A 19,688-nucleotide genomic window follows, 5' to 3' on the forward strand; every position below is an offset into this window, starting at 1 on the left:
GGCGGGAATCCATAGAACACCAGCGTGCTCGCTCAGCATGGGTTCCCGCCTGCGCGGGAACGACGTGGCGGCGATTAAAAAAGCCACGGTGGCCGGGCGAGCGCCCAAACCAGCGTGGCTCGTCTTTTTCTTGCGTAAATTAGCCCAGTTCTGCAACCAGTTGCGGCACGATTTCAAACAGATCGCCCACGATGCCGTAGTCGGCAACGGAGAAGATCGGCGCTTCAGGGTCCTTGTTGACCGCGACGATCACTTTGGAATCCTTCATACCGGCCAAGTGCTGGATCGCGCCCGAGATGCCGACGGCGATGTACAGCGTAGGCGCGACGATCTTGCCGGTCTGGCCGACTTGCCAGTCGTTCGGCACGTAGCCGGCGTCGACCGCTGCGCGCGACGCGCCCATGGCGGCGTTCAGCTTGTCTGCCAGCGGTTCCAGGATCTTGAACGCTTCGCCCGAGCCCATGCCGCGGCCACCGGAAACGATGATCTTGGCGGCGGTCAGTTCCGGACGGTCCGACTTGGCCAGCTCGCGACCAACGAAGGCCGATTTGCCGATGTCGGCAACAGCGGCGACGGTCTCGGTCGCGGCCGAACCACCGGTGGCGGCAGCGGCATCGAAGCCGGTCGAACGCACGGTGATGACCTTGATCTTGTCCGACGATTGCACGTAGGCGATGGCGTTACCGGCGTAGATAGGACGCTCGAAGGTGTCCGGCGAGTCGACCTTGGTGATTTCCGAAATCTGTGCCACGTCCAGCTTGGCGGCCACGCGCGGCAGAATGTTCTTGCCGTAGGCGGTGGCCGGAGCCAGGATGTGGCTGTACGAACCTGCCAGCGCCAGCACTTGCTCGGCGATGTTCTCGGCCAGGCCGTCGGCGAAGTAAGCGGCGTCCGCCACGATGACTTTCGACACGCCGGCGATTTGCGCGGCAGCGGCAGCGGCGGCGCCGGCGTTCGAGCCAGCAACCAGGACGTGCACGTCGCCACCGCATTGGGCTGCGGCGGTCACGGTGTGGAGGGTGCTGCCTTTCAGGCTAGCGTTGTCGTGTTCTGCAATAACTAATGCGACCATGATTTATCCTTTAGATGACTTTAGCTTCGGTGCGCAGTTTTGCGACCAGGGTGGCGACGTCTGCTACCTTGATGCCGGCCGAGCGTTTTGCCGGCTCGACGACTTTCAGGGTTTTCAGACGCGGGGTCACGTCGACGCCCAGGTCTTCCGGCTTGGTCACATCCAGCGGTTTTTTCTTGGCCTTCATGATGTTCGGCAGGGTCACATAGCGTGGCTCGTTCAAACGCAGGTCGGTGGTGACGATGGCAGGCAGGGTCAGCGCCAGGGTTTCCAGGCCGCCGTCCACTTCGCGGGTCACAGTGACTTTGCCGTCTTCCAGCACCACTTTCGACGCGAACGTCGCTTGCGGCCAACCCAGCAGGGCTGCCAGCATCTGGCCGGTCTGGTTCGAGTCGTCGTCGATGGCCTGCTTGCCCAGGATGATCAGCTGCGGCTGCTCTTTCTCAGCCAGCGCCTTGAGCAGCTTGGCAACCGCCAGCGGCTCCAGCTCGACAGCGGTTTCCACCAGGATGCCGCGGTCGGCGCCGATCGCCATGCCGGTGCGCAGGGTTTCCTGGCACTGGGTCACGCCGCACGACACGGCGACCACTTCGGTGACTTTACCGGCTTCCTTGAGGCGCATCGCTTCTTCCAGCGCGATTTCATCGAATGGATTCATCGACATTTTGACGTTGGCGATATCGACGCCAGTGCCGTCGGACTTGACGCGCACTTTGACGTTGTAGTCGACCACGCGTTTGACGGGTACCAAGACTTTCATAGCTGTGCCTTTGGAAAAATTAAAGAATTCGGGACTAAATTATGTGGGCTAGATTATATGAGAAATTCAGCTCACACAAGAAAATAAAGCACGATCGTGCGTTTTTTAGCTAGTAGAAATCGTCTAAAAAATAAATCTCTCAGACGATGTTTCTATGGAAAAAGATGCAGCAGGCTTATTTGCGCTGCATCAAAAAGACAAATTCACGGCCGGTTTGAACATGCGACAACAGGGCATTGCCGGTTTGCTTGGCAAACGCCTGGAAATCCCGCACCGAACCTGGGTCCGTCGCCATGATGCGCAGGACTTCGCCACTTTGCAACTCGGACAAGGCTTTTTTAGCCTTGAGTATCGGCAGCGGGCAGTTCAGGCCGCGTGCGTCGAGTTCTTTGTGGAATTCCATGATTTCGTTTTCAAGTATCGTGTCGCTCATCAAGAACCCGCATGTTTTGTTAGGACTGACGCCAGTCTACTCCAAAACGGATCGAATGACGCGCTGCACCAAAATAGTTCGTACTACGTTGCAAGTTTGCAACGGGAACTGGCAAGTATACAACAGCTCGTCCCAGACAACAACGGCCTGCGTGGGGTACGCAGGCCGCATAGTTACTGCATTACAAGGCTTTCAGGCAACTCAGGCGCGCTCGCCCACCCAGCCCGGAACAGCCGCCAGCGCCGCTGGCAAACCGCTAGGATCGGTGCCGCCGGCCTGCGCCATATCGGGGCGTCCGCCGCCTTTTCCGCCCACTTGTTGTGCGACAAAGTTCACCAGCTCGCCGGCCTTGACCTTGGACGTGGCGTCCGCCGTCACGCCCGCGATCAGGCTCACCTTACCGTCGGCCACGCTGGCCAGCACGATGGCGGCGGTCTTCAGCTTGTCCTTCAGCTTGTCCATGGTTTCGCGCAGGCGGGCGACGTCGGCGCCTTCCAGCACCGCCGCCAGCACCTTGACGCCGTTGACGTCCACCGCCTGCGTGGCCAGCTCGTCGCCCTGGCCCGAAGCCAGCTTCGATTTCAGCGCGGCCAGTTCCTTCTCCAGCGCCTTGACGTGGTCCTGCACCTGGCCGATACGCGCGGTCAGTTCGTCCGGCGTCGACTTCAGCGCGGCCGAAGCGTCCAGCAGGCGGCGGTTCATCGCCTGCACCAGCGCCAGCGCGCCCTCGCCGGTCACGGCTTCGACACGGCGGATACCCGCTGCGACGCCGCCTTCGCCGATGATCTTGAACAGGCCGATGTCGCCGGTGCGGTGCACGTGCACGCCGCCGCACAGCTCTTTGGACGAGCCGATGTCAAGCACGCGCACTTCGTCGCCGTATTTCTCGCCGAACAGCGCCATCGCGCCGTGCTTGACCGCGTCGTCAAAGGACATGTGCTGCGCCTTGGTCGCCTGGTTTTCCAGGATCTCTTTATTGACCTTGGTTTCCACTTCGGCGATCTGCTCGGCCGTCAGCGGCGCGTTGTGGCTGAAGTCGAAACGGGTCTTGTCAGGATCGACCAGCGAGCCCTTCTGTGCCACGTGCGAGCCCAGCACTTCGCGCAGGGCCTTGTGCATCAGGTGGGTGGCCGAGTGGTTGCGGATGGTGCGCGCACGCTTGGCTTCGTCCACGTTGGCGCTGACCGCGTCGCCCACTTTCAGCGAGCCCGATTCCAGCACGCCGTGGTGGCCGAACACGTCGGCTTGAATCTTCAACGTATCGCTGACGCTGAACTGCGCCGCGCCCGTGCCGATCACGCCCTGGTCGCCCACCTGGCCGCCGGATTCGGCGTAGAACGGCGTGGTGTCCAGCACCACGATGCCGGCCTGGCCAGCCTTGAGTTCCTGCACCGGCGTGCCGGCCGCGTACAGCGCGACGATCTTGCTGCTGTGGCTCAGGTTGTCGTAGCCGACGAATTTGTTTTTCTCGCCGGAGTACTCGACCTTGGCGTCCTTGGTGGTCTTGCCGCCCTTGCGCGACAGTTCCTGGCTTTCCTTCAGCGCGGCGTCGTAGCCGGCCTGGTCGAACTCGATATTGCGTTCGCGGCAGATGTCGGCGGTCAGGTCCGGCGGGAAGCCGTAGGTTTCGTACAAGGTGAAGGCGGTGGCACCGTCGATGCCCTTGCCGTCCTTGGCCAGCTGGGCTTCCAGCACTTTCATGCCGGTTTCCAGCGTCTCGCCGAAGCGCTCTTCCTCGGCCTTGAGCATCTGGGCCACGCGGTCCTTGGCTTCTTCCAGCTCGGGATAGGCGGCGCCCATCTCGATCGCCAGGTCGGCCACCAGCTTGAAGAAGAACGGCTTGGTCTGGCCCAGCTTGTGGCCGTGACGCAGCGCGCGGCGGATGATGCGGCGCAGGACGTAGGCACGGCCTTCGCTGCCGGGAATCACACCGTCGACGATCATGAAGGCGGCAGCGCGGATGTGGTCGGCGATCACGCGCAGCGATTTGTTTTCCAGGTCGGTGGCGCCGGTTTCACGGGCGGCGGCCTTGATCAGGTGCTGGAACAGGTCGATCTCGTAGTTCGAGTGCACGTGCTGCAGCACGGCGGCCAGGCGCTCCATGCCCATGCCAGTATCCACGCATGGCTTCGGCAGCTTGTGCATCACGCCCGCTTCGTCGCGGTTGAACTGCATGAAGACCAGGTTCCAGATTTCGATGAAGCGGTCGCCGTCTTCGTCAGGCGAGCCTGGAGGGCCGCCTGGAATCTCGGCGCCGTGGTCGTAGAAAATCTCGGTGCACGGACCGCATGGGCCGGTGTCGGCCATCTGCCAGAAGTTGTCCGACGCGTAGCGCGCGCCCTTGTTGTCGCCGATGCGGATGATGCGCTCGGTCGGCACACCAATTTCCTTGGCCCAGATGTCGTAGGCTTCGTCGTCTTCCTGGTAGACGGTCACGGTCAGCTTCTCAACCGGCAGGCCGTAGACCTTGGTCAGCAGTTCCCACGCGAAGCTGATGGCGTCGCGCTTGAAGTAGTCGCCGAAGCTGAAGTTGCCCAGCATTTCGAAGAAAGTATGGTGACGGGCGGTGTAGCCGACGTTTTCCAGATCGTTGTGCTTGCCGCCGGCGCGCACGCAGCGCTGCACGGAGGTGGCACGGGTGTACGGACGGCTGTCGGTACCGGTGAACACGTCCTTGAACTGCACCATGCCGCTGTTGGTCAGCAGCAGGGTCGGGTCGTTGCCAGGCACCAGGGAGCTGGAACGGACAATCGAATGACCCTTGGATTCAAAAAACTTGAGGAATTTGTCGCGGATTTCAGATGATTTCATGTCGTAAGCAGTGGTAGCTGGCAAATGCAAAGGGTTGATTATATATGACCGTGGGGGCCACAGGGTCTCAGGCGAAGGTCGGGCCGATCAAATCGATGCGGTCGGTGCAGAATCCGTCCACGCCCCAGGACAGGATCTCCCTGCCCCGTTCGGCATCGTTGACGGTGTAGCAAAACAAGCCGTAGCCGGCCGCCTTGATCTGCGCCGCCAGCTCAGGCGTCAGATGCTTCTGGTTGGTGTGGATGGCCACAGCGCCCAGCTCGCGCGCCTGCGCCTGCCAATCGGCGGGGATGCGGTCCAGCAGGTAGCCACGCGGCAGTTCCGGCGCCGCGTCGCGGGCGGCGGCCAGCGCCTCGAAGCTGAACGAGGACAGCAGCGGAACCGCGGCCGGGTCGCCCGCCGCGATCTCGGCCGCATAATGTTCCCGTGTTATTTTTGCAACCCAGGCGCCGGTCTCGCGCTCGAAACCGTCGGCCGGCTTGATTTCCACGTTCATCCAGATGCGCTGCTGCTTGCAATAATCGATGAACTGGGTGAAGAATGGCACCGGCTCGTCACGAAATTGCGGCCCGAACCAGCTGCCCGCATCCATGCCGGACAGCTCGATGGCATCGGTCCCGGCCACGCTGCCCCGCCCCGCCACCGTGCGGCCGAACTCGGGATCGTGCATCACCATGCCGATGCCGTCGCGCGACAGCATGACGTCGAACTCGACCGCGTGAAAGCCGTAGGCCAGGCCGGCGCGCAGGCCGGCGATGGTGTTTTCCGGCGCCAGCGTGCCGCCGCCGCGGTGTGCAACGATTTTTGGGTAGGGCCACATGGTGGATGCCTCGAAAGCTAGTTAGGGAAACGATGTCAACATTATCACGAATGCGGATCGCGGCAAATACGCGGTGTTGGGCAGTGCTGGGTGCCCTGCTGGCCGGCGCGCCCGCCACTGTGGCCGCGCAGGACGCCGCCGCCCTGACGCAGCAACTGCTCATCGCCCGCGCCGCCGAGGTCTACGCCACCCGCCTGAACGACCACGTGCTGGACGGCGACGCGCGCTTCGCCACCCGCGTCAACGCCATCGCCGCCACGCTGATCGCCCGCGCCAGGCACGACTATCCCGACACCGCAGGCTGGGCCTGGGAAGTCCACACCACCAACGAGCCCGACCAGAACGCCGACTGCATGGCGGGCGGAAAAATCCTGGTCAGCCTGGCCTACGTGCAGCGCCTGGAACTGGGCGACGCCGAGCTGGCCATGCTGCTGGCGCATGAAATCGAGCACGCCGCCCTGCACCACAACCTGAAGGAATACCGCGAGGCGCTGCGGCTGGAGCCGCGCCGGGCCGGGCGCCCCTTCCTGGAGCTGGAACACGCGGTCGACCACGACAGCGCGTTGATCGACCAACTGGCGCCCACCAACTATGCCCAGGAAGTCGAAGCCGACCGCGAAGGCATGCTGCTGGCCTGGCGGGCCGGCTGGCCGGCTGCGCAGCTGGCGGGCTACTTCAGGAAAATGTTCCGGGAAAGCGCCGCGCCGCGCCGCAGCAAGCCCGACTATCCATCGCCGCTGCAACGCTGGCAGGCCGCGCGCGAGCTGGCCGCCACCTTGCAAAAAAATTATGTGCAAGCGCCGACTGAGCCACTACACTAGCGGCCTGATCGGATTACTCAAAAGGTTACACTCATCATGACAGCTCCAAAAGCGCTCGGCCATATCCGCGTCCTCGACCTCAGCCGCGTGCTGGCGGGACCGTGGTGCTCGCAGAACCTGGCCGACCTCGGCGCCGACGTCATCAAGATCGAACGGCCCGGCAGCGGCGACGACACCCGCGCCTGGGGTCCGCCGTACGCCAGGGACGCCGAAGGCCACGACACCACCGAAGCGGCCTACTACCTGGCCGCCAACCGCGGCAAGCGCTCGGTCACGATCGACATCGCCAGCGCCGACGGCCAGGCCCTGATCCGCGAACTGGCCAGCCACTGCGACGTGGTGCTGGAGAACTTCAAGGTGGGCCAGCTCAAGCGCTACGGCCTCGACTATGAATCGCTGAAGGCCATCAAGCCCGACCTGGTCTACTGCTCGGTGACCGGCTTCGGCCAGGACGGCCCGTACGCGCACCGCGCCGGCTACGACTTCCTGATCCAGGGCATGGGCGGCCTGATGTCCGTCACCGGCGAGCGCGACGACCTGCCCGGCGGCGGCCCGCAGAAAGCCGGCGTGGCGCTGACCGACCTGATGACCGGCATGTACGCCACCATCGCCATCCTGGCCGCGCTGACGCATCGCGACCGCAGCGGCGAAGGCCAGTACATCGACATGGCACTGCTGGACGTGCAGGTGGCGATGCTGGCCAATATGGGCAGCAACTACCTCAACAGCGGCAAGCCGCCCAAGCGCTGGGGCAACGCGCATCCGAACATCGTGCCGTACCAGACATTCCAGTGCGCGGACGGCTACATCATCGTCGCCACCGGCAACGACGGCCAGTATCAGAAGTTTGTCGAAGTGGGCGGCCGCGCCGACCTCGCCACGCACGAACGCTACGCCACCAACCCGCTGCGCGTGCAGCACCGCGACGAGCTGGTGCCGCTGCTGGCCAAGATGGTGCTGGCGCAGCCGCGCGATTTCTGGATCGACCAGCTGGAAGCGGTCGGCGTGCCCTGCGGCCCGATCAACAACCTCGACGACGTCTACAAGAATCCGCAGGTGCTGGCGCGCGAGCTGGTGATGGATGTGCCGCATCCAACCGCAGGCAGCACCAAGCTGGTGCGCAGCCCGATGAAGATGTCGCTCACGCCAACCGACAACGCGCTGGCGCCGCCGCTGCTGGGCCAGCATACCGACGAGATCCTGCGCGGCCTGCTGGGCCAGAGCGACGAGGACATCGCCGCGCTGCGCGCGCAGGGAGTGCTGTGATGGACAAGCTGATCGCGGAACTGAAGCGGCTGTACCTGCTCGACGACCAGGAGTGCTTCCCGGCCGGCGCGCTGACGCCGGACATGCTGGCGCAACACCTGGGCGGCGAGCAGACCCGCGCCATCAACCTGGTCTCGGACAACGGCCTGGTGCGCGCGCTGATCGTCGAGTTCAACCGCATGGGCGACGCGCCGGCCTTGCAGCACTGGGACCGCCTGTGCGGCGTGGCGAACGCGCTGCAAGACCAGCTGGGCCTGCCGGCGCCGGCGGTAAGCATCAGCGGCGGCAATGGCTATTGCTTGTGGCTGTCGCTGGAGACGCCGGTGCCGCTGAACCAGGCGCAGCACTTCCTGCACTTGCTGCGCAAGACCTACTTCCCCGACATACCGAACGAAGAGATCGGCCTGCGGCCGGATACGCTGACCAGCACGACGGCCGAGCTGCCGCCGTGTCTGCATGTGGCCAGCAATACATGGGCCGCCTTCATCAATCCCGGCATGGGCGCCTCGTTCGCCGATGAAACAGGATTGGAAATGATGCCGCCCTACTCCGCGCAAACGGCGTTCCTGGAGGGACTGCAAAGCATCAGCGACAAGCAATTCACGCACGCCATCAACACCATGAATCCGCCGCAAGGCAAGGAACGTCCGCACAAACCGGCAGCGCATGCAGCCCCGGCCGGCCTGCTGTTGAAAGATGCGACGCTGGAAGACATCATCCAGCACCTGCACGCCAAAAACATCGAGCCGACGTTCAGGCATGTGATTCCGCACTAAGCAACAGGCCGTCCGCAGACGGCCTGCGCTTTGTCTACGAACTGATACGCATATCCCGCTTCAGCTCCAGGACTTGTCCGTGCATATAGCTCACCGCGCCGCGCATGTGCGACGACAGGTACGGGACATTGATGCAGACTTGCCGGGCACGCTCGGAGAGCCGCTCCATTTCGCGCATCAGCTTGTGGATGCGAAGCTGGTCCTGCGACAGCAGCACTTCCTTCGCCGTATCGGACTGGCGGTCCAGTCGCTGGATGCTGTCGCGCAGTTCGCCGGGTACTTGCGGCTCGGCCGAACAGGCTTGCGCAGCCTGCCCTATCGCTTGCTCCAACAAATGAAACCGGTGATGGATATCGTTCGTTTGCAGCATGATGAACTCCTCCTCTGTTTTATCAGGCACAGGCGTGCCAAGGAAGTTCGACAGTGGAGGCAGCCGCCGGTTTCAGCGAACCGGACGCTAAGCCATGGCGCGCTGATGCAGATCAGCGCGCAGTCAAATTTAGCCGCCGCAAACCGGCAATGACAGCGCCTGCAACACCTCGCCCTTGTCCGTCTGCACGAAGGCGCTGATGCCCAGCTTGCGCGCCGCCGCGCCGACCGGCAGCGCCAGCGTCCGGCTGAGCACCGCACCGCCCGACGCCAACGGCACTGGCGCCAGCCACTCGCGCACCACGAAATCATGACGCAGCAGACGGCCGCTGTTCTCGCCCGCCTTCACCTGGCTGGCAACGCCGCTCTCGACCAACGCGACATACAGCTTGCCTTCCCGCGCGGACTTGGCCGTCACACTGACCGCCAGCCCGCCCGCGCTGGCCGCGTCCAGCGTGATGCCGATATCGGCCTGCGCCGCCAAACCATTGATGCGCTTGACCGTGTCAGCCACGCCGCGCGGCCAACCGCGATGTTCCTTGCCGCCGACAAAAATCTCCGGCGTGTAGATGGTGCGCGAACCGGCCAGGTCGCTCAACCAGCGCTGGCGATCGGTGTAGGTCTTGCTGGAAAACGGGTCCTTCCAGCCGATGTAGTTCCAATAGTCGACATGCTCGGACAGCACCACCGCCTGCTGCGCCGTCACGCCATCGGCACGCAAGCCGCTGACATACTGATCCGCCGGTGGACAGCTGCTGCATCCTTCGGAGGTGTACAACTCCAGCAAGGCGATGCGGTAGGCCGGGCTTTGCGCGCTGCAAGCAGCGGCCAGCGCCGGCGAAATGTTCAGCGAGGCCGCAGCGGCCAGGCTCAGGATTAAATGTCTCACAGCGTCTCCAGGGCGATAAGTGATGCAACTTGGTCGCGCCGCCGGCGGCAAACTTACAGGCTTTGTAAAGACTTGTTACAAAATCAACACGTATTCAATTTACAAGCTATCCTCCCTGCATGATCAGACATCGACCACGCCATCTGCCGGGATTACTCATCACCGGAGTGCTGCACGTAGCGATCATCTACGCATTCCTGCAGCGCCAGCATGCCGCCGACACGCCACGCGCGCCGCGCGACGCAATCCAGTGGCTGCTGCCGATGGCACGGCCGGTGGCCAAGCCCCCACCGAAGCCGCAGGTCAAGCCCGCCTCCCCGGCCAGGGTCACGCCGGCGCCGAAAACCATTACGCCACCCAAAGCCGACGAAAGCCCGGCAGCACCCGCAACCGCGCCAACGCCAGCACCGGCCAGCATCCCCGACGATCCCTTCGCCCAGGCGCCGGCCGCGCAGCATCCGTCCAGCGCCAGCGACATCCTGAGCCAGGCCAAGCTGGACGTGAGAAGAATCGACAAGGAATTGCGCGCCGCCTATCCCGAGCGCGCGCCGGTGCCGCCACCGGACAGCAAGCAGGCCCGTCTGGAACGCGGCATCAACGCCGCGCACGACGCGGTGCCGCCGAAGTGGTACCAGGGCGCAAAGATCATCGAACTGACCACGCCCGACGGCGAAAACAAAACCCGCGTCTACAAGATCGTCACCGGCCTTGGCACCTACTGCATCTCTATCCGCCCGGACGGCGCCAAGAGTTACGGCCTTTGCCCAAAATGATCAACGCTCGGCCTGCCCCAGCGGCGCCAGGCGACGCAGGCGCAACGCCACCAGGAATGCCAGGCCCAGGAAGCCGCTCAGCACCATCACCACGCCAGGCCAGCCATCGCGCCCCCACATGACGCCGCTCGCCGAACCAACCACGCTGGAACCGAGGTAATAGAAAAACAAATACAGCGCCGACGCCAGCGCCTTGTTGGTGCTGGCGCGCCGCCCCACCCAGCTGCTGGCGATCGAATGCGAAGCGAAGAAACCGTAGGTGAACAGCGCCACGCCCAGCACGATCAGCGGCAGCCAGTTCGACAAGGTCAACAGCAAGCCGGCGATCATGATGGTCATCACCGCCCACAGCACATGGCGGCGGCCGTAGCGGTCCGCCAGACGCCCGGCCCACACCGAGCCGTAAATCCCCAGCAGGTACAGGAACGACACCGCGCCCACCAGGCTCTGACTCAGGTGAAACGGCGCGGCGAGCAAGCGGTAGGCGATGTAGTTGTACAGGCTGACAAAACACCCCATCAGCAAAAAGGACAGCGAGAACAACCAGGGCATGCCGGCATCGGACAGATGCAACTTGAAGCCGGCCGGGAAAGTACGCCAGCCGCTGCGCACTGCCACGAAATGCCGCGACGCCGGCAGCGAGCGCCAGAATTCCCAGGCCGCCAGCAAGCCAGCCACACCCACCGCCGCCAAGGCCACCCGCCACGAAAAATAATCGCTCAACACCGACGCGATCACCCGCCCCGACATGCCGCCAAACGCGCTGCCGCTGATGTACAAACCCATCGACACGCCCAGCGAAGCGGGCTCCATCTCCTCGCCCAGGTAGGCCATGGCGATCGCCGGCATGCCGCCCAGCGCGACGCCCAGCGTGGCCCGCATCAGCAGCAATTGCGTATAGCTCTGCGCAAACGCGCACAAGATCGTCAGCAGCGCCGCGATCACCATCGCCGCCAACATCAGCGGCTTGCGTCCCATGCGCTCCGACACCGCGCTCGACGCCACCAGCGACACCGCCAGCGCCCCGGTCGATGCCGACAGCACCATGCTGCTCTGCGCCGCGCTCAGCGCGAACTCGTGCGAGAGCACCGGCATCAGCGGCTGCACGCTGTACAGCAGCGCAAACGCCGAAAAGCCGCCGAAGAACAGCGCACGGCTGCTGCGTTTGAATTCGGGACTGCCGACGGCAATGTGCGGCACGGCGCGGGATGGCGAGGGAAAGGCAGGTAGGGCGGCGGCGCTCAACGACATGATGACTATCTCTTGGGAGGTACGATGTCTTCATCTTAGGATTGCACCGAATCACTGTCCAATATATATTTAAGCCGTTACTCATACTTTAAAAAGATAATGGAACTCCGCCACCTGCGCTACTTCGTTGCCGTCGCCGAGGAGCTCAGCTTCACCCGCGCCGCCGAGCGCCTGCACATCGGCCAGCCGCCGCTGAGCCACCAGATCCAGATGCTGGAGGCCGAAGTGGGCGCGCAACTGCTGGAGCGCAGCAAGCGCTGGGTGTGCCTGACGGAAGCGGGCAAGCTGTTCCTCGATGACGCCCGCCGCGTGCTGTCGCTGTCCGAGCAGGCGGTGCAGACCGCGCGCCGGGCCGAGCGCGGCGAGGCCGGCGAACTGCGCGTCGGCTTCACCTTCTCCACGCCGTTGACGCCGCTGTTCGCGACCGTGGTCAACCGCTACCGCCAGCGCTATCCGGGCGTCACGCTGACCCTGCGCGAAATGTCGACGGTGCCGCAGATCGACGCCATCGCCGCGCGGGAACTGGATCTGGGATTGGTGCGCCCGCCGGAAGTGGCGGTGACCGACGCGGTCGCCATGACGGTGCTGCGGCACGACCCGCTGACGCTGGTGCTGCCGCTGGGCCATCCCTTGGCGAAGAAGAAAGCGGTCGCCATCAGCGACCTGCAAGGCCTGCCGTTCGTGATGTATCCAAAGACGGCCGGCACCGGAATCTACCATCAGATTTTCCGGTTGTGCCGGGCTGCCGGCTTCATGCCGACGATCGCGATGGAGGCCAACGAAGCATCGACCATCATCGGCCTGGTGGCGGCCGGCTGCGGCATCTCGGTGCTGCCGCGCTCGTTCGACATCATCCACATGGGCGGCGTCTGCTACCGGCCACTGGCCGATCCGGAAGCCAACACCACGCTGCTGCTGGCGCAGCGCAAGGACGAAAGCTCGCCGCTGGTGGCGGCCTTCGTCGCGGTGGCGACCGAGGCCGCCTGAGCCGTCATTCCCGCGAAAGCGGGAATCCATAGAACGCTGGCGACACCAAGTCAGCATGGGTTCCCGCGTGCGCGGGAAGTCATTTCCCCCAATGGGGGGAATGACGCGGTATCAGCTGTAGTCGGCGTCGAGCTCGGAGCCGGCGTAGTTTTCCAGTTCCGCAAACAGCGTTTTCATCGCCGTGCGGCCTTTGATGTTCTGGATCACCGTGCAGCTGTTGCGGTAGCTGGCGATGCGGTCCAGCAGCACCGGATGATGCTGCACCGGCACCTTGGCCACCAGCGCGGCCCAGCCCTCCTCGTAATCCGGCTTGGCCTTGCGCACCGACTTGACGAAGCGCTCGAACTCCTTCTGCCCGGTGCGCGCCACCACGCGGCCGCCGCCTTCGATGGCGAAGATGATGGCCAGCGCGATCACGCCCTCGGCGTTGAGGTCGGTGTCGCTGACCGGGCCTTCGCTGTTGTGGCGGCGCAGCCAGCCGGCCAGGCGCACCACGGCCTGCACTTCCTTGCGCTGCTTGAGCAGCACTTCATAGCGCTCCAGGCCGTTCCAGTTCTGGTTCGGATCGGTCTGGCACAAATCGATGAACAGGTCGCGCAGGCGCCGTGCCGCATACACCGGATCGGTATCGTACTCCCCGACCAGCGCGTCCTCCGGCAAGGCCGACAGCTCCTTGATCATCCGGAAGCCGATCTGGAACGCGTGCTCGGCGCCGTGCTCGACCAGGAAGTCCAGTGCCGCGAGGTCGCCCTCGTGCATCAGCGCGTGGTCCAGGCCCAGCGACACGCCGCCCACCGTCAGCTGCATGGCTTTCTGGATGCCGTCGGCGGTGCGGTCGTTGGTGAACTTCTCGGCCACCATGGCGGTGATGCCGGTCAGTTCATCGGCCAGCGCGTAGGCGGCGTCATCGTCGGGATGGGCCGCCAGTTGCTGGATGGCGCGGGTCAGGCGCGGTAAATTTTCTACGACAATTGCTGGCAGCATGTATCAGTTATCCATCACGAGAAAATGCCGGTGCCCAGGCTGCGGCGCGAACCAGGCTTGGCGGCGCTGCGCGTGGACGGTACCTGCTTGCGCAAGCGGTACAGCAATTCCTTGGTGGAGCGCTGCAGGAAGGTCGGCTCGTCGTCCGGGTCGTCGCTGAATTCGGCGTCGGCCAGGTCGGCGCTGTGGCGGAACTCCGGGAACAGCTCGAACAGCGCGCGGTCCCAGCCGTCTTCCGAGGCCTGCGCCAGCGCGATCGCCAGCGGAACCACGTCGTTGTCGGACGAGGTCTGGCCGGTCAGGTACGGGCCCTTGGAGATGATCTCGCCGGCCACTTCCAGGATTTCCTTCGGCGCCATCGAGAACAGGATGGCGAACGCGGTCGAACCGTGGTCAGTGGCCGAGGCGGCCGCCAGCAGCTCGTTGCGGCGCTCTTCGTCGTCGGTGGAAAACACCACGCCGTGGATGTGCGCGAACAACGACTCGGCGATGCGCTCGGGATCGTCCTCGATCAGGTCGTCCGGCCAGGTGGCGGCAAAGAAGGCCAGGCTGTCGGCCCAGGCCTTGGGCGGCACCAGCAGGGTCGCCAGCGACATCTTGCCGCCGTCGAAGCCGGCCATGTGCAGCGCCGTCACTTGCGGCGGAATGTTGTTGAGCACTTCCACCACCGCCAGGTCGCCGAACTGGTCGGCCGCCTCGGCGAAGGCTTGTTCGGCGTGGCTCAGCGAACCGGCAAGCACCAGCTCGGTCACTTGCTTGCTCAGCGCCGGCAGATTACTTTTTTCAGTCATGGTCAGTCTCCATCCTGATCGAACATCTGGGCGAAGTCGTCGGTCGCCTGGTCTTCGTCCTCGACGTCGTCGCCGTCGTCGTTGGCCGACAACTGGTCCAGCGACTGGTCGTCGTCGTCCCACTTGCGCGGATGCTTGTACAGGAAAGCGGTGATGATGGCCTGGCGCGCCAGGTCCGGCAGATTCTCTTCCAGCGCCGCGTACATGCGCGCCGCTTCCTCCCCCTTGCACGAGGCCATGGCGAACACGCGGCCGGCGTCGCCGAACTCGTAGTCTTCCGCCTCGGCCAGCAGGCCTTTCGGGTTGTTGAACTCCAGGTGGTCGACCAGCGCGAAGGCCAGCATGTTGACATCCTCGATGCCGCCGCCGCTGGCGTACTCGGAGACCAGCGCGTCTATCATGCGCTGGTAGTTCTTGCGGTCGGGAGGGTCGCCCAGGATGCCCTCGATCTGGCCTTCGAGCTCGCGCGATTGATAGGCGAACTCAGGGTGTACTTTTCTAGACATTGCTTGCTTTCTGTAGTGTGACCGGCTCAGGCCGGTGGCAGCACGGTGCCATGCAGGTTGAACACCGAACGCCACAACTGGTACGCTTCCGCTTCCGGGTCGATGATGATGCGGTGGTTCACGCTCTGGTTGTATTCCTCGCGCTTGACCGGATCGGACAGGATTTCATAGGCCTTGGTGATGGCCTTGAAGCGCGCCTCCGCGCCGGGCGCCTGGTTGCGGTCCGGGTGGAAGCGCATCGCCAGCGAGCGGTACACCTTCTTGATCTCGTCGTCGGTGGCGTTAGGCGCGATACCCAGCGTGTTGTAGTAATTTTCCATTTTGGAAACTCCGGGCCGTGATGCCGAAACAATTAAAGACGAATTATACCTGTGCCGGGTAGGCAAAATCCCAGTGCCCCCGCCGCAATGCAGCATTTTCGCCGCTGTCATAGAGGGGATACGGTAAAATGCCCTTCACTCGAACTTTTGCAAAGCCAACTTTTCAGATGAGCAACGACAAAAACAGCCCAGCGCCCGTCCTGACCTCCAATTTCCTGCGCGCCATCGTCGAATCCGACCTGGCGGCCGGCACCCACGTGCGCCCGGGGATGCCGAGCGTGATCACCCGCTTCCCGCCGGAGCCGAACGGCTACCTGCACATCGGCCACGCCAAATCGATCTGCCTGAACTTCGGCCTGGCGCGCGACTACCAGGGCCGCTGCAACCTGCGCTTCGACGACACCAACCCGGCCAAGGAAGAGCAGGAATACGTCGACACCATCATCGACAGCGTCAAATGGCTGGGCTTTGACTACGACTACCCGGCCGCCAACGGCGGCGTCGAGCACCACCTGCACTACGCCTCCGACTACTTCGACCAGCTGTACGCGATGGCCGAGTACCTGATCGAGCAAGGCTACGCCTACGTCGACAGCCAGTCGGCCGACGAGATGGCGGCCAACCGCGGCAATTTCAACACCCCGGGCAAGAATTCGCCGTTCCGCGACCGTCCGGCCGCCGAATCGCTGCAGATCTTCCGCGACATGAGGGCCGGCAAATACGCCGACGGCGAGCACATCCTGCGCGCCAAGACCAGCGCAGACGCGATGTCCTCGCCGAACATGAACCTGCGCGACCCGGCCATCTACCGCATCCGCCACGCCCACCACGTGCGCACCGGCGACGCCTGGTGCATCTACCCGATGTACGACTACACGCACCCGATCTCGGACGCGCTGGAAAACATCACCCATTCGATCTGCACGCTGGAGTTCCAGGACCACCGGCCGTTCTACGACTGGCTGCTGGAAACCCTGTCGGCGGGCGGCTTCTTCAAGCTGCCGGTGCCGCGCCAGTACGAGTTCTCGCGCCTGAACCTGACCTACGTGGTCACCAGCAAGCGCAAGCTGCGCCAGCTGGTCGAGGAAAAAATCGTCGACGGCTGGGACGACCCGCGCATGCCGACCATCGTCGGCCTGCGCCGCCGCGGCTACACGCCCGAAGCGATCAAGCTGTTCTGCGAACGCATCGGCGTGACCAAGGCCGACGGCTGGATCGACATGAGCACGCTCGAAGGCTGCATCCGCGAGGACCTGGACCCGAAGGCGCCGCGCGCCACCGCCGTGCTGCGTCCGCTCAAGCTGATCATCGACAACTACCCTGAAGGCCTGAGCGAGGAATGCACCTCGCCGGTCCACCCGCACCACCCGGAAATGGGCGTGCGCACCTTCCCGATCACGCGCGAGCTGTGGATCGAGGAAGAGGACTTCATGGAAGTGCCAAGCAAGGGCTATTTCCGCTACGCGCCGCCGGTCGACGACAAGCCGGGCAGCCGCGTGCGCCTGCGCCACGGCTACGTGACCGAATGCACCGGCTACGACAAGGACGAGAACGGCAAAGTGGTGGCGGTGCACGTCAACTACTTCCCGGATTCGAAATCGGGCACGCCGGGCTCGGACAACTACAAGGTCAAGGGCAACATCCACTGGGTCTCCGCCGCCACCGCGCTGGAAGCCGAAGTGCGCCTGTACGACCGCCTGTTCACCGACGCCAACCCGGACGCCGGCGGCAAGGACTTCATCTCGCTGCTGAACCCGAACGCCAAGGAAGTCGTCACCGCCTACCTGGAGCCGGGCATGAGCGCGGCCCAGCCGGACCAGCGCTTCCAGTTCGAGCGCCACGGCTACTTCGTCGCCGACCGCGTCGATTCCACGCCAGGCAAGCCGGTCTTCAACCGCATCGTCACGCTGAAAGACAGCTGGGTTGCCAAGTAAGCGCCGCCACAGCCCGTAACCACTGAGGCCGGCGTTTTCCCACGGGATCGCCGGCCTCTTGCATTGGCAGTTGTCTCAAACGGTATAGGACACATAGCAAATTTACAAATTTACTTGACCGGCATCGCTAAAGTTTCCTATATTCATCACTCATCATACATCTGGCACCAGGAGTTGCCTCAGGCAAGCGATATGGCAGCGTTTTTTGCGCAAAAACAATTATTCTCGCCGACCAAGCCGGTCTGGTGGGCTGGTGTCCTGCTATCGCTGGGGATCGGCGCGCTGTGCTATGTGATGGTGCATAAAACCATCGAGCATGACGCGGCCGGACGCTTCACCCAGCAGGCCCGCAACGCCCAATACAATATCGCCTCGCGTATCAACGCCTACACCGACGTGCTGCGCGGCAGCGCCAGTTTCTTCAACGCCAGCGAGCATGTGAGCCGCGCCAGCTTTCACCGCTACGTCAGCGGCCTGAACCTGGATCAGCAGTTTCCCGCGCTCGACAACGTCAATTTCACGCAACACGTGACCGATGCCCAGCGTGACGCCTTCGAGCGCCAGGCCGCCCATAGCGGCGACGGCCGGCCGGATGGCTACCCGAACTTCACCATCAAACCCGAGGGCCGGCGCGACGAGTATTCGGTGCTGACCATGATCGAACCGATCGCGCCCTACCGCAACCGGCTCGGCATCGACATCAGCGCCAGGGCGCAAGCCGGGCACGCCATCGCGCTGGCGCGCGACACCGGCCAGTTGATCACCTCCGGCATGCCGATCGAAAACACCCGCACCGCGCAAGGCTGGGCGCTGGCGCTGCGCCTGCCGCTATACCGCAAGGACGTACCGCTGAACAATGTGGCGCAGCGCCGCGCGGCCTACATCGGTTCGGTGGGCATAGGCTTCAGCGTGCCGCGCCTGGTGCAGGCGGCGCTGGAACAAATGCAGGTGCGCGAGGTGCACCTGATGCTATACGACGACGGCAAGAACGCCGATGGCAGCACCTCGCCGCTCACCCTGTTGTACGACAACAGCAGCAACGCGCGGCACACGGCGCGCCGGGACGATCAGTTCGCCATCGTGCTGCCGCTGGACTTCAACGGCCGCCAATGGTCGGCCCATTTCAGCGCCCCCAGGACGCTCTGGTACAGCCGCTTCGACGCCTTCCTGCCATGGCTGGCCATGGCCTGCGGCTTTGTCGGCTCACTGCTGTTCTACCTGCTGTTCCACACGCTGTCGTCGTCGCGCATGCGCGCCATCAAGATGGCCAAGGCCATGACCAAGGAATTGCGCGACAGCCAGGCCAAGCTGCAGCTGTCGCACCACAAGCTGCGCCAGCTGGCGGCCCACGCCGACCAGATCAAGGAGCAGGAACGCAAGCGCATCGCGCGCGAAATCCACGACGACCTGGGCCAGAACCTGCTGGTGCTGCGCATCGAGGCCGACGTGCTGGCCTCGCGCACCCGGCACAACCATCCACGCCTGCACGCGCGCGCGCGCAGCACGCTGACCCAGATCGACTGCACCATCAAGAGCGTGCGCCACATCATCAACGACCTGCGGCCGACCGTGCTGGACCTGGGCTTGAACGCGGCCGTGGAATGGCAGATCGCCCAGTTCCGCCAGCGCTCCGGCATCGTCTGCGAACTGATCGAGCACCAGAGCGACATCCGCATCGACGACCGCTGCGCCACCGCCTTCTTCCGCGTGTTGCAGGAATCGCTGAGCAACATCTTGCAGCACGCGCGCGCCAGCCTGGTGCGGGTCGAGCTGCGCCAGGCTGGCGGCATGCTCAGCATGACCATCAGCGACAACGGCGTCGGCCTGCGCGAGAGCAGCCGCAACAAGGTCGGTTCCTTCGGCCTGGTCGGCATCGAGGAGCGCGTCAGCCTGCTCGGCGGCCACTGTGCCGTCACCGGCGGCCACAACGCCGGCACCACGGTGTCGATCTCGGTGCCGGTCGACTACGAGCCGGTCCCGGCGGCCGACCACCCGGCCACTGCCCGCCTGGCGACCGACGCGACCGCGTGAGCGTCAGCACATTCCCAGCTCCGCTAGGACATTCCTGACAAAGCTTGAGAAATATCAAAGGCGACTTCATGACGCTGGTCAAGAATTGCATTTA

At 64.1% G+C, this 19,688-nt stretch carries 19 protein-coding genes; 7 read left to right on the forward strand and 12 right to left on the reverse strand.

Going from position 1 to position 19,688, the window contains the following annotated elements:
• Positions 1 to 139: 139 nt before the first annotated feature.
• The 5 genes from ACEN9O_RS01490 to ugpQ form a co-directional block, all read right to left on the reverse strand.
• Complete coding sequence (locus ACEN9O_RS01490; RefSeq protein WP_495615898.1) at positions 140 to 1,072, reverse strand: electron transfer flavoprotein subunit alpha/FixB family protein; 933 nt, start codon at positions 1,070 to 1,072, stop codon at positions 140 to 142.
• Between the two features lie 10 nt (positions 1,073 to 1,082).
• Positions 1,083 to 1,832 (reverse strand): electron transfer flavoprotein subunit beta/FixA family protein, encoded by a 750-nt coding sequence (locus ACEN9O_RS01495; RefSeq protein ID WP_495615899.1) that lies wholly within the window; start codon positions 1,830 to 1,832, stop codon positions 1,083 to 1,085.
• A gap of 175 nt (positions 1,833 to 2,007) precedes the next feature.
• Positions 2,008 to 2,265 (reverse strand): sulfurtransferase TusA family protein, encoded by a 258-nt coding sequence (locus ACEN9O_RS01500; protein WP_008445984.1) that lies wholly within the window; start codon positions 2,263 to 2,265, stop codon positions 2,008 to 2,010.
• A 201-nt stretch (positions 2,266 to 2,466) separates the two neighbouring features.
• Positions 2,467 to 5,076, reverse strand: a complete 2,610-nt coding sequence (gene alaS / locus ACEN9O_RS01505) for an alanine--tRNA ligase (protein WP_495615900.1) — start codon at positions 5,074 to 5,076, stop codon at positions 2,467 to 2,469.
• A 67-nt stretch (positions 5,077 to 5,143) separates the two neighbouring features.
• Entirely contained in the window at positions 5,144 to 5,896 is a 753-nt protein-coding gene (gene ugpQ / locus ACEN9O_RS01510; RefSeq protein WP_495615901.1) for a glycerophosphodiester phosphodiesterase, read from the reverse strand.
• Between the two features lie 83 nt (positions 5,897 to 5,979).
• On the opposite strand from ugpQ, the gene ACEN9O_RS01515 reads away from it, so the two are divergent.
• From ACEN9O_RS01515 to ACEN9O_RS01525, 3 genes are read left to right on the forward strand one after another with little or no spacing between them, the layout of a single operon-like run.
• Entirely contained in the window at positions 5,980 to 6,717 is a 738-nt protein-coding gene (locus ACEN9O_RS01515; protein ID WP_495615902.1) for a M48 family metalloprotease, read from the forward strand.
• A 36-nt stretch (positions 6,718 to 6,753) separates the two neighbouring features.
• A complete protein-coding gene (locus ACEN9O_RS01520) occupies positions 6,754 to 7,983 on the forward strand; it encodes a CaiB/BaiF CoA transferase family protein (RefSeq protein ID WP_495615903.1) in 1,230 nt (409 codons plus the stop codon).
• The gene (locus ACEN9O_RS01525) at positions 7,983 to 8,759 is read left to right on the forward strand and encodes a hypothetical protein (protein ID WP_495615904.1); all 777 of its coding nucleotides are present in this window, start codon (positions 7,983 to 7,985) and stop codon (positions 8,757 to 8,759) included. The genes ACEN9O_RS01520 and ACEN9O_RS01525 overlap by 1 nt, the downstream gene beginning before the upstream one ends.
• 34 nt (positions 8,760 to 8,793) lie before the next feature.
• Here ACEN9O_RS01525 and ACEN9O_RS01530 read toward each other — a convergent pair whose 3' ends face one another.
• Together ACEN9O_RS01530 and ACEN9O_RS01535 are read right to left on the reverse strand one after the other, a co-directional pair.
• Positions 8,794 to 9,129: a hypothetical protein gene (locus ACEN9O_RS01530; protein ID WP_495615905.1), complete on the reverse strand. Its 336-nt coding sequence runs from the start codon at positions 9,127 to 9,129 to the stop codon at positions 8,794 to 8,796.
• 129 nt (positions 9,130 to 9,258) lie between these two features.
• On the reverse strand, positions 9,259 to 10,017 hold the full coding sequence (locus tag ACEN9O_RS01535; protein WP_495615906.1) for a DUF1223 domain-containing protein: 759 nt from the start codon (positions 10,015 to 10,017) through the stop codon (positions 9,259 to 9,261).
• 119 nt (positions 10,018 to 10,136) lie between these two features.
• Between ACEN9O_RS01535 and ACEN9O_RS01540 the strand changes: the two genes are divergently transcribed.
• The gene (locus ACEN9O_RS01540; RefSeq protein WP_495615907.1) at positions 10,137 to 10,790 is read left to right on the forward strand and encodes a hypothetical protein; all 654 of its coding nucleotides are present in this window, start codon (positions 10,137 to 10,139) and stop codon (positions 10,788 to 10,790) included.
• Here ACEN9O_RS01540 and ACEN9O_RS01545 read toward each other — a convergent pair whose 3' ends face one another.
• Positions 10,791 to 12,041, reverse strand: coding sequence for an MFS transporter (locus tag ACEN9O_RS01545; RefSeq protein ID WP_495615908.1), 1,251 nt, complete (start codon positions 12,039 to 12,041; stop codon positions 10,791 to 10,793). It lies immediately after the preceding gene.
• A gap of 99 nt (positions 12,042 to 12,140) precedes the next feature.
• On the opposite strand from ACEN9O_RS01545, the gene ACEN9O_RS01550 reads away from it, so the two are divergent.
• Positions 12,141 to 13,028: a LysR family transcriptional regulator gene (locus tag ACEN9O_RS01550; protein WP_495615909.1), complete on the forward strand. Its 888-nt coding sequence runs from the start codon at positions 12,141 to 12,143 to the stop codon at positions 13,026 to 13,028.
• 111 nt (positions 13,029 to 13,139) lie between these two features.
• Here the strand turns inward: ACEN9O_RS01550 and ACEN9O_RS01555 are convergent, their stop codons facing one another.
• Genes ACEN9O_RS01555 through ACEN9O_RS01570 form a run of 4 tightly spaced genes read right to left on the reverse strand, consistent with a single transcriptional unit; the run spans position 13,140 to position 15,629 of the window.
• Positions 13,140 to 14,012, reverse strand: a complete 873-nt coding sequence (locus ACEN9O_RS01555) for a hypothetical protein (RefSeq protein WP_495615910.1) — start codon at positions 14,010 to 14,012, stop codon at positions 13,140 to 13,142.
• 14 nt (positions 14,013 to 14,026) lie between these two features.
• Positions 14,027 to 14,803, reverse strand: coding sequence for a hypothetical protein (locus ACEN9O_RS01560; protein WP_070267567.1), 777 nt, complete (start codon positions 14,801 to 14,803; stop codon positions 14,027 to 14,029).
• A 2-nt stretch (positions 14,804 to 14,805) separates the two neighbouring features.
• A complete protein-coding gene (locus ACEN9O_RS01565) occupies positions 14,806 to 15,309 on the reverse strand; it encodes a hypothetical protein (RefSeq protein WP_495615911.1) in 504 nt (167 codons plus the stop codon).
• A 26-nt stretch (positions 15,310 to 15,335) separates the two neighbouring features.
• A complete protein-coding gene (locus ACEN9O_RS01570) occupies positions 15,336 to 15,629 on the reverse strand; it encodes a DnaJ domain-containing protein (protein WP_117015446.1) in 294 nt (97 codons plus the stop codon).
• A 167-nt stretch (positions 15,630 to 15,796) separates the two neighbouring features.
• Between ACEN9O_RS01570 and ACEN9O_RS01575 the strand changes: the two genes are divergently transcribed.
• Positions 15,797 to 17,563 (forward strand): glutamine--tRNA ligase/YqeY domain fusion protein, encoded by a 1,767-nt coding sequence (locus tag ACEN9O_RS01575; protein WP_495615912.1) that lies wholly within the window; start codon positions 15,797 to 15,799, stop codon positions 17,561 to 17,563.
• 192 nt (positions 17,564 to 17,755) lie between these two features.
• Complete coding sequence (locus ACEN9O_RS01580) at positions 17,756 to 19,594, forward strand: CHASE domain-containing protein (RefSeq protein WP_495615913.1); 1,839 nt, start codon at positions 17,756 to 17,758, stop codon at positions 19,592 to 19,594.
• Positions 19,595 to 19,688: the final 94 nt, after the last annotated feature.

The sequence above is a fragment of the Duganella sp. Dugasp78 genome (assembly GCF_059491455.1).

Excerpts from the sequence above, each read along its gene's own strand:
- ACEN9O_RS01530 (WP_495615905.1), bottom strand. The coding sequence starts at position 9,129 with ATGCTGCAAACGAACGATATCCATCACCGGTTTCATTTGTTGGAGCAA.
- ACEN9O_RS01540 (WP_495615907.1), top strand. The coding sequence starts at position 10,137 with ATGATCAGACATCGACCACGCCATCTGCCGGGATTACTCATCACCGGA.
- ACEN9O_RS01575 (WP_495615912.1), top strand. The coding sequence starts at position 15,797 with ATGAGCAACGACAAAAACAGCCCAGCGCCCGTCCTGACCTCCAATTTC.
- ugpQ (WP_495615901.1), bottom strand. The coding sequence starts at position 5,896 with ATGTGGCCCTACCCAAAAATCGTTGCACACCGCGGCGGCGGCACGCTG.
- ACEN9O_RS01555 (WP_495615910.1), bottom strand. The coding sequence starts at position 14,012 with ATGCTGCCAGCAATTGTCGTAGAAAATTTACCGCGCCTGACCCGCGCC.
- ACEN9O_RS01490 (WP_495615898.1), bottom strand. The coding sequence starts at position 1,072 with ATGGTCGCATTAGTTATTGCAGAACACGACAACGCTAGCCTGAAAGGC.
- alaS (WP_495615900.1), bottom strand. The coding sequence starts at position 5,076 with ATGAAATCATCTGAAATCCGCGACAAATTCCTCAAGTTTTTTGAATCC.
- ACEN9O_RS01500 (WP_008445984.1), bottom strand. The coding sequence starts at position 2,265 with ATGAGCGACACGATACTTGAAAACGAAATCATGGAATTCCACAAAGAA.
- ACEN9O_RS01560 (WP_070267567.1), bottom strand. The coding sequence starts at position 14,803 with ATGACTGAAAAAAGTAATCTGCCGGCGCTGAGCAAGCAAGTGACCGAG.
- ACEN9O_RS01580 (WP_495615913.1), top strand. The coding sequence starts at position 17,756 with ATGGCAGCGTTTTTTGCGCAAAAACAATTATTCTCGCCGACCAAGCCG.
- ACEN9O_RS01570 (WP_117015446.1), bottom strand. The coding sequence starts at position 15,629 with ATGGAAAATTACTACAACACGCTGGGTATCGCGCCTAACGCCACCGAC.
- ACEN9O_RS01520 (WP_495615903.1), top strand. The coding sequence starts at position 6,754 with ATGACAGCTCCAAAAGCGCTCGGCCATATCCGCGTCCTCGACCTCAGC.
- ACEN9O_RS01545 (WP_495615908.1), bottom strand. The coding sequence starts at position 12,041 with ATGTCGTTGAGCGCCGCCGCCCTACCTGCCTTTCCCTCGCCATCCCGC.
- ACEN9O_RS01525 (WP_495615904.1), top strand. The coding sequence starts at position 7,983 with ATGGACAAGCTGATCGCGGAACTGAAGCGGCTGTACCTGCTCGACGAC.
- ACEN9O_RS01550 (WP_495615909.1), top strand. The coding sequence starts at position 12,141 with ATGGAACTCCGCCACCTGCGCTACTTCGTTGCCGTCGCCGAGGAGCTC.
- ACEN9O_RS01495 (WP_495615899.1), bottom strand. The coding sequence starts at position 1,832 with ATGAAAGTCTTGGTACCCGTCAAACGCGTGGTCGACTACAACGTCAAA.
- ACEN9O_RS01565 (WP_495615911.1), bottom strand. The coding sequence starts at position 15,309 with ATGTCTAGAAAAGTACACCCTGAGTTCGCCTATCAATCGCGCGAGCTC.